The sequence below is a fragment of the Kurthia massiliensis genome (assembly GCF_000285555.1).
Classification (GTDB): Bacteria; Bacillota; Bacilli; order Bacillales_A; family Planococcaceae; genus Kurthia; species Kurthia massiliensis.
The window spans coordinates 60,790-73,505 of sequence record NZ_HE610996.1 but is presented as its reverse complement, the minus strand read 5'-3'; the positions used below and the strand labels follow the sequence as shown (position 1 = coordinate 73,505).

12 protein-coding genes and 1 riboswitch are annotated in these 12,716 nt (G+C 38.6%); of the genes, 6 read left to right on the top strand and 6 right to left on the bottom strand.

Annotation, left to right across the window (positions count from 1 at the left end; translation table 11 throughout):
* Positions 1 to 15 precede the first annotated feature (15 nt).
* The 5 genes from KMHG_RS00770 to KMHG_RS18965 form a co-directional block, all read right to left on the bottom strand.
* On the bottom strand, positions 16 to 1,197 hold the full coding sequence (locus KMHG_RS00770) for an aminotransferase class I/II-fold pyridoxal phosphate-dependent enzyme (RefSeq protein ID WP_010285969.1): 1,182 nt from the start codon (positions 1,195 to 1,197) through the stop codon (positions 16 to 18).
* Positions 1,194 to 2,312: a methionine biosynthesis PLP-dependent protein gene (locus KMHG_RS00765; RefSeq protein ID WP_026021960.1), complete on the bottom strand. Its 1,119-nt coding sequence runs from the start codon at positions 2,310 to 2,312 to the stop codon at positions 1,194 to 1,196. The genes KMHG_RS00770 and KMHG_RS00765 overlap by 4 nt, the downstream gene beginning before the upstream one ends.
* Positions 2,313 to 2,374: 62 nt before the next feature.
* Positions 2,375 to 2,472: riboswitch (SAM riboswitch) on the bottom strand.
* 164 nt (positions 2,473 to 2,636) lie between these two features.
* Positions 2,637 to 3,692, bottom strand: a complete 1,056-nt coding sequence (locus KMHG_RS00760) for an SH3 domain-containing protein (protein ID WP_010285966.1) — start codon at positions 3,690 to 3,692, stop codon at positions 2,637 to 2,639.
* 121 nt (positions 3,693 to 3,813) lie between these two features.
* Entirely contained in the window at positions 3,814 to 5,445 is a 1,632-nt protein-coding gene (locus KMHG_RS00755) for a methyl-accepting chemotaxis protein (protein ID WP_238984656.1), read from the bottom strand.
* Positions 5,446 to 5,453: 8 nt separating this feature from the next.
* Positions 5,454 to 5,591, bottom strand: coding sequence for a hypothetical protein (locus tag KMHG_RS18965; RefSeq protein ID WP_154647353.1), 138 nt, complete (start codon positions 5,589 to 5,591; stop codon positions 5,454 to 5,456).
* Positions 5,592 to 5,683: 92 nt separating this feature from the next.
* Here KMHG_RS18965 and KMHG_RS00745 point away from each other — a divergent pair, with 92 nt between their 5' ends.
* The 5 genes from KMHG_RS00745 (at position 5,684) to murG (ending at position 10,567) form a co-directional block, all read left to right on the top strand.
* A complete protein-coding gene (locus KMHG_RS00745) occupies positions 5,684 to 5,908 on the top strand; it encodes a YozE family protein (protein ID WP_010285964.1) in 225 nt (74 codons plus the stop codon).
* 90 nt (positions 5,909 to 5,998) lie between these two features.
* Positions 5,999 to 6,703 carry a purine-nucleoside phosphorylase gene (gene deoD, locus KMHG_RS00740; protein ID WP_010285961.1) on the top strand — a complete coding sequence of 235 codons (705 nt, stop codon included), beginning with the start codon at positions 5,999 to 6,001 and terminating at the stop codon, positions 6,701 to 6,703.
* A gap of 196 nt (positions 6,704 to 6,899) precedes the next feature.
* Entirely contained in the window at positions 6,900 to 8,369 is a 1,470-nt protein-coding gene (locus KMHG_RS00735) for a lmo1851 family serine protease (protein WP_010285960.1), read from the top strand.
* Between the two features lie 53 nt (positions 8,370 to 8,422).
* The gene (locus KMHG_RS00730; protein WP_010285955.1) at positions 8,423 to 9,322 is read left to right on the top strand and encodes a CobW family GTP-binding protein; all 900 of its coding nucleotides are present in this window, start codon (positions 8,423 to 8,425) and stop codon (positions 9,320 to 9,322) included.
* A 165-nt stretch (positions 9,323 to 9,487) separates the two neighbouring features.
* Complete coding sequence (murG, locus tag KMHG_RS00725; protein ID WP_026021959.1) at positions 9,488 to 10,567, top strand: undecaprenyldiphospho-muramoylpentapeptide beta-N-acetylglucosaminyltransferase; 1,080 nt, start codon at positions 9,488 to 9,490, stop codon at positions 10,565 to 10,567.
* 120 nt (positions 10,568 to 10,687) lie between these two features.
* Here the strand turns inward: murG and KMHG_RS00720 are convergent, their stop codons facing one another.
* On the bottom strand, positions 10,688 to 11,233 hold the full coding sequence (locus KMHG_RS00720; RefSeq protein WP_010285953.1) for a GNAT family N-acetyltransferase: 546 nt from the start codon (positions 11,231 to 11,233) through the stop codon (positions 10,688 to 10,690).
* A 514-nt stretch (positions 11,234 to 11,747) separates the two neighbouring features.
* On the opposite strand from KMHG_RS00720, the gene dapF reads away from it, so the two are divergent.
* Entirely contained in the window at positions 11,748 to 12,710 is a 963-nt protein-coding gene (dapF, locus tag KMHG_RS00715; protein WP_010285952.1) for a diaminopimelate epimerase, read from the top strand.
* The last annotated feature ends 6 nt before the right edge of the window (positions 12,711 to 12,716 follow it).

Here is a 12,716-nt window from a genome sequence, read left to right as displayed (position 1 = left end):
TTTTTTATATGCTGATTATTTTACAGCTGTTACTTCTACTGCTTTTTCGAAAGCTTGTGCAAAGTCTGCAATTAAATCGTCAACGTTTTCTAGGCCGACTGATAAACGTAGTAGACCTTCTGTAATCCCACGTTTATCACGTTCTTCTTTCGGAATGGCTGCGTGGCTCATTGTCACTGGATATGACAGAATCGATTCGACACCACCGAGACTGACCGCGAAAATTGGGATTTGTACATTTTCAACGAATACTTTCGTAAATTCTTTTGATGGTAATTCGAATGATAAAACAGCGCCAGCGCTTGTCGCTTGATCGAAATGAATATCATGTCCTGGGTGTGTTGATAAACCAGGGTAATGAACGGCCGTTACGTGCTCATTCGCTACTAAGTAGTCCGCAATTTTTGCGGCAGAAGCGCTCTCTAACGTTAAACGAGCATTTAGCGTTTTAATACCTTGAATCAGTGAGAATGAATCTTGTGCGCCAAGAATTGCACCCATTGAGTTTTGCATGAAGTAGATCGCATCACCAATCGCTTCATCTTTCGTTACGGCAAGACCGGCGATAATGTCGCTATGACCACCGAGGAATTTTGTCGCGCTATGTAAAACGACGTCAGCACCAAGGTCTAACGGTTTTTGATAAAGCGGCGTCATAAATGTATTATCGACGAATGTTAAAAGATTATGTTTTTTCGCAATGGCAATAATCCCTTTTAAGTCTGTAATTCCTAGTAATGGATTGGCAGGCGTTTCTGCATATAACACTTTCGTATTCGGTTGAATGGCAGCTTCTACTTCAGCTAAGTTTGTGAAATCTGCAAATGTATGTGTAATGTTATATTTCGTTAATACTTTTGTGACGAAGCGATACGTACCACCATACACTTCTGAAGTAATGACAATATGGTCACCAGCTTCAAGTGTTAGTAGGGCAGAGGCGATTGCTGCAATGCCTGAGGCAAATGCAAAACCGCGTGTACCGTGTTCAAGTTCTGCGATTGTATTTTCAAGTGCTTGACGCGTCGGGTTACCTGAACGGCTATAGTCGTACGGGCCGAAGCTATCAAATTTTTCTTGGTCAAACGTAGATGAAACGTAAATCGGCATGTTCACGGCGCCCGTTTTCGCTTCATAGTCCCCGCGTGTTGATGCTGTAATTAAAGTTGTTTCGAAATTTTCGTTGTTGTTAGTCATGAAATAACCACTCCTTTTAATGAAGCGAATACACGTGCTAAATCCGCTTTTAAATCATCAATGTCTTCTAAGCCGACAGAGAAGCGTAATAGAGAAGCATCTACACCGCGTGTATTGCGTTCTTCTTCTGGAATATCTGCATGTGTTTGCGTCGTTGGATAAGTAATAAAGCTTTCGACACCGCCAAGACTTTCAGCGAATGCAATTAGTTCAATTTCTTCTAAAAACTTCGGTACCCATTCGGCCGATTGTAAACGGAACGAAATCATACCGCCAAGTCCAGCATATAATACATCTTTTACTTCAGGTTGTTCATTTAAAAATGCTACGAGTGCTTGGGCATTTTTCGTATGTTGTTTCATACGTAAATGTAGCGTTTTTAAACCACGAATTAATAACCAACTATCAAATGCGCTCAATGTAGCACCACTCGCATTGTGTAGTAAAAATAGTTTTTCGCTTAGTTCTTCACCTTTTGTGACAACGAGTCCGCCTAAAACGTCATTATGACCGCCGATATATTTTGTCGCACTGTGCATAACGATATCTGCACCTTGCTCAATCGGACGTTGGTAGTAAGGTGTTAAAAATGTATTATCAACGATTAATAATAAGCCGTTATCGTGCGCTAATTTTGCATAATCACGAATAGAAATTTCTTGCATTAACGGATTCGTCGGTGTTTCGATAAAGATCGCCTTCGTTTTGTCGTTAATTAATGCTGTGACTTCATCAATATTCGTAAATGGATTGAAATGCGCTTTAATATCGTATTGTTTTTCGTATTGCTTCGCTAAACGGTACGTGCCACCGTATAAATCGTCCGGATAGATGACTTCGTCGCCAGACTTAAATAAAGAAAAGACTAAGCCGACAGCTGCCATACCACTGCTACAGGCAAAACCTGCATCGCCGCCTTCTAAATCTGCAATCCCAGCTTCTAAAATATCGCGTGTTGGATTTTTCGTACGTGTGTAATCATATCCAGTTGACTGTCCAAGGCCTGGATGGCGATAAGCGGTAGATAAATAGATCGGTGCGTTAATGGCACCTGTGCGCTCATCTGAATTATTGCCTAGCTGTGCTAATTTCGTTTCAATATTTGTCATTGTCATCATCCTTTATAAAAAAATAAACGCCCCAATCTATGCAGTAGAAAGGGGCGTAGTGTCAACCTTCCTTATCTGCAAGACTATGTCTTCGTGGATGTAGCACCTTCCAATGGGGTTGCTGAAGCGTCAACGGGCCACGTCCCTTAGCTTCTCTCGATAAGAAAACCTATTAAGTTAATAAGATATAATCAATTAATGGAATTCTAACACTAAATTTTACGTGTGACAATATAAATTCAGAAAAATGACAAAAATCAGAAGAATAAGAAGATGGAACAACACAAAAAAAGCATTACGCCGTAGCGCAATGCTCTTAAAAAGTCGCAATTATTTAATTGCTGTTAATTTGAAAATTGTTTTAGAACCTTTTGTTACTTTCACAACACCAGTTGTTGGTGCGATGTAGTATGTTTCATTACCAGCTTTAACTTTCACTGTTTTGAAAGTGCCTGCAGTTGTTTTTACAGAAACGTTGACAGCCGCTACTTTATAAGTAGTTGAACCGTTTTTATAAGTATCGCCAACTGCGAATGGGTAGCCTAGTAATTGAACGGCTTTTTCGCCAGCTTTTTTGTAGTATAAGCCTTTACCAGCGACTTCCTTCATATATACAGTAGAAGATTTTTTCGTTTTGCTATCTTTTAATGTCCATACAGTGTAACCAGATGCTTTTTTACCTTTGCTAGAAAGCGTCACTTTAGAACCGTTTAATGTATATGTGTAAGTTTTACCTACTTGGACGTTGTAACCTGTTTTTGCAGGTGTTGCTGTCGTTGTAGAAGTTGAAGGTTTTGTAGTAGTTGTTGTTTTTGAAGGTTTTTTAGCACCGATGTAGTCTTTATAAACATAGCCTACGCCGCCTTTGTAGCTGATTTTTACCCAGCCATCTTTTGATGTGTTATATGCTGAAACTTTTGTACCAGGTGTTAATGTACCTAAAATTTTAGAATTTGTAACGTTGCCTTTTGAACGAACGTTCGCACCTGGTTGTTGGATATATTTTGTCGTTGTTTTTTTAGTAGTTGAAGACGTTGTATCTTTGGCAGATGTAGTGTCTTTTTTTGTTGTTTCTTTTTTAGTAGACGTTGTTTTAGCGTCGCTTACTTTAACATAATCTTTATAAATGTAAGCTTTTTTATTGTTAAATTGGATTTTTACCCAGCCATATTTGTCTGTAGAATAAACGGTTACTTTATCGCCTTTTTTAAGTGTACCAAGTGATTTTGATTTGACGTCTGCACCTTCACGAACGGTAACAGGGTTTAAAATTTTACCTGATAAAGTTGCTTCTGCAGTTGTTTTTGCTGCAAATGATGGTGTTGCAGCTGATAATGTACCGGCTGTTAAAACGCCTAAAGATAATGCGTATTTTGTTAATTTCATTGTAAATTCATCTCCCGTTAGGCAATAGTACCACTAAATGCTTTTTATGTGTAGCGTTTTTACGTTTAGTGGGTCAATCGATTTAAAGGACGTCGTCGGAATTAGAAAAGTTGCATGTTTTTTAGCGAATTTTAAAAGTACTCACCATCTGTTGCAGCGCATGTGATTGGTCAGATAAGTCATCAATCGCATCATACATATAGTCAATCGATTTGGCGCCTTCAACCGTTGCTTTGGCGTTTGCTTCTGCTTGAATGGCATTTTCTTCAGCAATCGTATTTACTTCGATAAACGATTGCGTCACGTCATGACTATGCGTTTCAAATAATTGAATTTTTTGCGCCATATCATCAATAATAGCTAATGTATTTGTTGTTTGTTCAACAATTGACGATAGGGAAGTCGTCATTTCATTTGTAACCGTTACGCCCGCAATGACTTTTTCAACACCGTCATCATTTTGTGCTACGATTGTTTCGATTTCTTGTTGAATGGCTACGATCATTTGCGCGACTTCATTTGCCGCTGTTTGCGAAGAAGCGGCAAGCTTACGTACTTCATCTGCGACAACAGAGAAGCCTTTACCAGCTTCACCTGCACGTGCAGCTTCAATGGAGGCATTTAATGCTAATAAATTTGTTTGATCAGCAATATTCGTAATTGTCTGAATAATAGAGGTGATTTGAGACGAACGTTCGCCAAGTTTTTGAACGGTTTCAGTCGTTTGTGCAATCGTTTCTTCGATATCCATCATCATATTGGCAGATTTCTGAACAGCGTGATAACCTGTTTGCGCCACACCGATCATCGCTGCAGAACTTTGTTTCACATCTGCTGTATTTGTTGCTAAATCTGTCGCTGCTTGATGGAGTACATCCATTTTAGCGGCGGCTTCATTCATATAGGTAATCGTTTGATCACTGCTCGTCGCAATCGTTGTAGAAGAATCAGCGAGTGCTTGCATAACGTCTGTACTTTTTGAGGCAGATGTTTTTAATTGTTCGCCACTCGTTGCGACTTCATTAGCAAGTGTGTCGACTCGCTCAACGAGATGACCGATTGCCTCGATTAAGTGATTTGTACTCTGACCGATTTGTGCAAACTCATCTTTCGTCGAAATATGAATGCGACGCGTTAAGTCACCGTTGTTATTGGCCATATCAACGATCGTACGCTGAATGCGATATGTGTTTCGTTTAATAGAAGTAAATAAGAAAAAACCTGTAATTGATAACACAATGATTGCGAGTAATGTTAAAGAGAAGAAAATGACTTCTGATACAGTTGTTGATTTTTCTAGGCTCGTTAATTTCGCTTTGCTTTGTTTATTCAGCGATGCTGTCATATAATCAATTTGCTGATTAACGTTGTTAATCGCTTTTTGACCGCTACCACGCGTGACATATGACTGCGCAGCCTCTAAACCTTCTGATTGACGAATATCCATCGCTTGTTTTGTTGTATTCACATAAGTGGAATAATACGCTAAAATCGTTTCAAGATGTTTCGCTTCAGTAGGAGCATGTTTAAATGTTTGTTGGAGTTGTGACATACGTTCGTCAAATGCTTGCTTCTGATCATTGTAAAGTGCGGCATCGCTTTCTTTGCCTGTAATGACATACGTTTGAGCGAGTGCTGTCATTTCCGCGAGTGTACCGGATAAGCTATTGACTTGTAATTGAGTTTTTAACGTTTCATCATTAAACATTTTCAATTCATCTTTTAACGTTTCTAAATTGTGATACGTTAACATCAACATCGCTACGAGTAACATACATAAGGCGAAGAATGTCGTGACGATGCGCCACCGAATGAAATGAAATGAAATGCATTTATTTTTGGTGAAGGTTTCGCTGCGATTGATGTATCGCTAGATGTGTCATTTGCTACAATTGTCATAAATATTCCCCCTTTGTAGTACTAATTATACAGTAAGCAATCGTGATTAAATATACATTTTTAGCAAAAATAACAGGAAAGGGGCGAATCATATGAGACCTAGTTTTTATTTATACGTGTTAACGTTCCGTGGTGCAGATGATGCTTACGGTACTTTTGCAGAAGCGATGTTTAACGATCATAGCTTCCCAAAACAAGCCGATACGTTTGAACCGCTTTCTTTATATATTGAACAATTAGCAAGCGATGACTTAAATGCCGTTACGTTTGACGACTTATGGGGTATGTATGAAGAGAAATATTTGTTAGAACCTTAACATATTAATTGTCAGAGGTCAGACATTCTAGTACAATCTAATTAGCTTTGAAAAGGCTTTCCAAAACGAATGAAATGAGGAATGAATTCAATGAGTATTCATATTAATGCACAACAAGGCGAAATCGCTGATATCGTTTTACTACCAGGGGATCCATTACGTGCGAAATTTATCGCTGAAACATTTTTAGAAAACCCAGTTCAATACAATGATGTACGTAACATGTTCGGTTACACAGGTACTTACAAAGGTCACCGTGTTTCTGTACAAGGTACAGGTATGGGTGTACCATCAATTTCTATTTACGTAACAGAGTTATTAAAAGATTACGGCTGTAAAAAATTAATCCGTGTCGGTACTGCTGGTGCGCTTAAAGAAGACGTAAAAGTACGCGACGTTGTACTTGCGCAAGGTGCGACAACTGACTCTAAAATGAACGAAATCCAATTTGGTGGTATCGATTACGCACCAATCGCAGACTTCGATTTATTATTAAAAGCATACAACGCAGGTAAAGAAGCTGGCTTAAGCTTACGCGTTGGTAACGTGTACACTGCAGATTTATTCTACGGTGAGAAAAATCCAAACCAACTATTAGCTGACTACGGTGTATTAGCAGTTGAAATGGAATCAGCAGCACTTTACACATTAGCTGCAAAATACGGTGCACAAGCATTATCAGTATTAACAATTTCTGACCACTTAATTACGGGTGAAGCAACATCTTCTGAAGAACGCCAATCAACATTCAAAGAAATGATGGTTGTTGCATTAGAAGCTGCAATCGCTGAGTAATCATCATATGAAGACGTCTCTTTTATAGAGGCGTCTTTTTTTTGATAATAAACGCATGAATACGTCCTACAAAATGGTAGAAGACTGTTTTTTTTAGTTATATACATTTTTCGGTTAGTTTCCTTTTCGGATGCCAATAATACTGCTAAAATAGACGTAGTGTGCGAACGCTTGAATAGTGAAAGTGGTGAAAATATTGGACGAGAAACATTCGCAAAATGATGAGCAAGAGGTACAACCAGCGAAAAAATATATTCGTATGAAACCTTTTACGCTCATTATACTCGTAATTGTACTAATTATCGGTACGTCGGGTTTAACCATTTTAGCGCTAACATTTGGAGAGGATAAAGTCGTAGAAGTTCGAACGAATACACATCCAGCATTCCAAAAAGTATTAGACGTCTATGATGAGCTAGATAGTAAATACTATAAAGAGCTCGATGAAGACAAAATGGTAGAAGGCGCTATGGAGGGAATGATGGGTGCATTAAAAGATCCATATTCTACATATATGCCAAAAGAAAAAGCCGAGCAATTTAATGACCAAATTTCTTCAAGCTTCGAAGGTATTGGGGCAGAAATTCAAGAAAAAGATGGTCAAATTGTCGTCGTTTCACCGATTAAAAACTCACCTGCTGAAAAAGCAGGTATTAAACCGAACGATATTATTAAAACGGTAAACGGTAAATCGATTGTCGGCAAAACAGCGGACGAAGCTGTAAAATTAATCCGTGGTAAAAAAGGAACGACAGTGAAAATTGAATTCCAACGCGGTGATGAAAAAACGATGCATAAACTTACGTTAACACGTGACGAGATTCCAGTGGAAACGGTTTATGCGAAAATGACAAAAGGCAAAATTGCGCACATTCAAATTACAAGTTTCTCAGATGATACGTATAAAGAGTTACTTGAGAAATTAGATGACATGGAAGCGAAAGGCATGAAAGGATTAGTCCTTGATGTTCGACAAAACCCAGGTGGTCGTTTAGATGTTGCAATCAATATTGCAAGTCTGTTTATCGATACAGGTAAAACGGTCCTACAAGTTGAAAACCGCAACGGTAAAAAAGAATCAGCAAGTGCACAAGACGGTCGTAAAGTAACCGTACCGATGACGATTTTAGTCGACAGCGGTAGCGCTTCTGCTTCTGAAATTTTAGCGGGTGCATTAAGTGAATCAGCAAATGTCAAAATTGTTGGTGAAAAAACGTTCGGCAAAGGAACTGTGCAAACAGTCGAAAACTTATCAGACGGCGCAACGTTGAAATATACGACTGCAAAATGGTTAACACCAGATGGTCACTGGATTCATGAAAAAGGTATTCAGCCAGATGTGAAAGTGAAATATCCATCTTATGCGAGCCTACCTTACATTGATACAGAAAAAACATTAAAACAAGGCGATGTTTCTGATACCGTTAAAGTAGCAGAACAAATGTTAGAAGCACTTGACTATAATGTAGGTACAGTAGATGGTCTTTATGATTATCAAACAGCTCTAGCTGTACAAGCATTCCAACAAACGCATAATTTAGACGTAGATGGCGTATTAAAAGGTGACACAACAACTGAATTAATGACAGCGCTACGTAATAAAATTCAAAAAGACGATCCACAGCTGAAAAAAGCGAAAGATCTCGTATTAAAAGAAGCGAAATAATGGACGAAAAGGGGCTGCGCTTGCGGCTCCTTTTCCCTTTGGAGGGATAAATGATGAAAGACGTATATTTATTAAGTGGGTTTTTAGGAAGCGGTAAAACGACATTACTTGCGAACTTTATCGGTGAATTAAAAGCACGCGATTTAAAACCAGCCGTTATTATGAATGAATTAGGTAGCTTAAACTTTGACTCGCAAGCGGTAGAAGAAGGCGTACCACTAAAAGAAATGTTGAACGGCTGTATTTGCTGTTCAGGCGCTGAAAAAACAGAAGCGCAAGTACAATCATTATTAGCGGAGTCAGAATGGGACGTTTTACTAATTGAAACGACAGGTGCTGCGCATCCAGTAGAAGCATTAGACGCAGTGTACTCCCCATTATTTGCAAAAGACTTAAACATTAAAGGAATCGTGACAATCGCGGATAGTAAACGTTGGTTACATCGTAATGAAATGACGCCACAAACACGTTCACTATTTTTAGAACAAATCCGCCATGCACATTTAATTTTAGCGAATAAATCAGATTTATTAACAGAATCAGAAATGGCACAAGTGACATATGAATTACAAAGCTTCAATGGTCATGCGCCGATTTTACAAACCGTTAATGCGAAAATTCCATTCGGCTATTTTGAAAAAATGGAAGCAACGGCTACAGGAGAAGTAAAAAAAGCAGATATTGGTCATCACTTACATTTAAGCTCGCGTTTACTGCATTTTGAAGAAGGCGAGTCATACACGATGGAAGAAGTAGAAGATTGGGTACGCTCATTACCAGAAACGATTTATCGTATGAAAGGGTATGTGCCGATTGCAGGCAATAGTCATCCAATGCTTTTCCAATACGCATATGGTCTTACACAATGGATGCCAGAATACATGAAAATGGAGCCAAATCTAGTCATTATTGGTGATGGCGTGAATGAAATTCCGATGCTTGGTAATCATTAATTCCTAGAAGAGTCGCGACATGCGGCTCTTTTTTTTACGCCACGACGTGTGCTACAATGAAATTTGTCATAATAATTTTGTCAGAAGTCGTGCATTTTTTTTGAAGTAGTGTATAATGACGAGGTTATTAAATAGATACGTTTCAATTGATAGGAGTTATATAATATTATGAAGAAAACAATCGTCTTCACAGGTGGCGGTACAGCAGGCCACGTATCACTTAACCAAGCGATTATTCCGTCATTCCTAGAAGCAGGATATGAAGTTCATTATATCGGTTCAAAAATGGGGATTGAGAAAGAAATCATTCCTCAAGCATTCCCACAAATCGAATACCACGCGATCTCAAGCGGTAAGTTACGTCGTTATTTCTCAACGAAAAACTTTTCAGATCCGTTCCGCGTATTGAAAGGTTTAGCACAAGCACAAGCGCTATTACGTAAGATTAAACCGCAAATCGTCTTTTCAAAAGGTGGTTTCGTATCTGTTCCAGTCGTAATGGCAGCAAAAATGGCCGGCATTCCCGTTGTCGCGCATGAATCAGACGTAACGCCTGGTTTAGCGAATAAATTAGCATTGCCATTTGCTTCACACATCTTCACTGTCTTTAAAGAAACATTAAAATATGTACCGAGTGAAAAATCAACGTGCACAGGCTCAGTGATCCGCCCAGCACTATTTTCAGGTAACCGCGAATCAGGTCTTACATATTGCGGATTTACAAACGGTAAACCAACAATTATGATCATGGGTGGTTCATTAGGTTCGAAATTCATTAATGACGCTGTTCGTGACAACTTAGAAGAATTACTACAAACGTACAATATTATTCACTTATGTGGTAAAGGTAATTTAGAACCGAAGTTAGACCGTCTTGCAGGATACAAACAGTTTGATTACGTAACGACAGAATTACCGAACTTACTATACGCCTCGGATTACATCATTTCTCGTGCTGGTTCAAACTCAATTTTTGAATTCCTTGCACTTGAAAAACCGATGTTATTAATTCCACTTTCTGCGGCACAATCACGCGGTGACCAAATTTTAAATGCACGTTTATTTAAATCACAAGGATTAGCTTTAGTATTAGAAGAAGAGTCTGTGAATAAAGAATCGTTCTTAAAAGCGGTACACGAATTACGTGATGCAGAGCCACAATTAAAACAAACGATGCAAGAAGCAGAAAAACCAAAATTACCAGATGATATGATGCAATTGATCTTACAATACGCAAAAAAATAATCATCGATGGAGTCGCCATGCGCGGCTCTTTTTTTATTAGCAGGCAATATGAAAGGCAGCTCCGTCGCGTATTGCTACTGAGCTGCCTTTAGGTCGGTATAATCTGACTTGTGGTATCCATTAGATTGCTTGTTCCTCCTCGTTTTGATGTGTTGCAAGGTATAAGTAGAAGTTATCTTTGTCGACTTTAAATAACTCGAAAGGAATGTCTCCACTATTGACTTGCGCATACAACATTGGGTGTGTTTCGCGTGCATCAGTCACGTAGCCTAATTTTTGTGCGGCACGTTGAGATTGTTTGTTCACTTTTCTAATTTTCATGAAGACCGTTTGAAAGCCGAGTTCGAAAAACAACTCTTTGAAAAATTCGATTTTTGCGCGCTGGTTGTATCCTTTGCCTTGGTATGGCTTGCCAATCCAAGTGCCTAAGAAACCAGCGCCATCTGCAACGTCGAACAGTGTAATGACGCCAATTGGTTTTCCCCAATCGTCGGTAATCGTACGTGATACCGTTTTTCCGAAATGTTCCTCTACCATTACTTGCCGTGTCATAAAAGCATATTCCTCTGCTGAAGAAGCTTTTTGCCGTACGTAAGGGAACACTTCTGGATGAGTCATTAACTCGAATAATTCTGCGCTTTCGTGAAGTTCACGTTTTTTTAACATAAAGAACGCCTCCTTTAAGATGAATCATCATCAAAAAATTTCACAATGAAAAATTTCAGGACAGGAATCGAACCTACTAAGCCTAACATTAGTTAGTGGCGCACCAATTGCCTTCTAAAATTCTATTGGATTGTAAGTTAACTATATAGAAAAATATCGTTTTTTGGAATAGTTCAAATAGAGTTTTTTTGTTTAAAATAGCAATTTGTGACGATAATGTGTAATTGTTTTGTAATAGCGCTTTTCTTTTAAAACTGTGTCGATACAGGAAGTCCGACAATGATATATACCCGTCATCTGCAAGAAATATACCAAAAGACATCAAAAAAATTAAAAATGACTGCTTTTTGATAAAAATAGGTCTATTAACTCAAAAAATAAAATCGTTCTTTTTGTATAAGGATATAGAAAATTGTAAAAATCAGTATTTTTCTGTTATAAGCGAGAAGGAAGTTAGTTGTATGAAACGCCATTTACGATTATGATTGTATATAAGGAAAGTAGGGGGTAAACAATGGGAGAAAATTTATTAAAAGTACACGGTTCAGGCAATACTTTTTATTTATATGAAACAAAAGATGAAGCATCGATGGATTGGTTTAAATTTGGTGAATGGTTATGCCGCGAAAGTAATGATGGCGGTGCAGATGGCCTACTCTTAGTTGCCCCTTCAGACGTTGCAACTGCGAAAATGCGTGTTATTAATGCGGACGGTTCTGAGGCTTCGATGTGTGGGAACGGCCTACGTTGTGTCGCACGCTACGTGTTAGAGCGTGAAGGTGTAGATGAATGTATCATCGAAACGATGAAAGCAAACTTACTCGTGACACGTGAGCCATCATTAATGAATGATGTACCGACATATGCAGTAGAAATTGCACCTGTATCATTTGATTTAACATCTTTACCAATGCAATATAACGCACAAACAACGCTGATTGACGAATGCATTCCAACTTTTTCAACGGACATTCGCTTTACAGCAGTATCTGTGCCAAATCCACATTTAATTGGTTTAGTGCCAAAAGAAATGATTACATCAAAACAACATCAACAACAATTAGCAACGATGCTCAATGGAGAAAATGACTATACGCCAGATGGGGTCAACGTGAGTTATATGTATCCATTAGGAGAGCAGGAGATTTATGTTCGTACGTTTGAACGTGGCGTCGGTTTTACAAACGCTTGCGGTACGGCAATGACAGCCTCTGCGTTAGTAGCGACGTTACTACATTTAGTAGGAGAAGGTACGATTACTGTATTTAACCCAGGCGGCTTCGTAAAATGTGAAGTACAGAATGATAATGGGGATTATCGTTTACGTCTTATTGGGAATGCGACATTTACAGCGCACTATACATTTACACCACAACAAGACGAGTGGGTATTACAAAAGTTAGAAGATACAAAAGAGCAACAAGCTTATGAGGCACTTGTTGATTACACAGCGAGTAAATTAGCAGTATTCGCATAAGTTTGA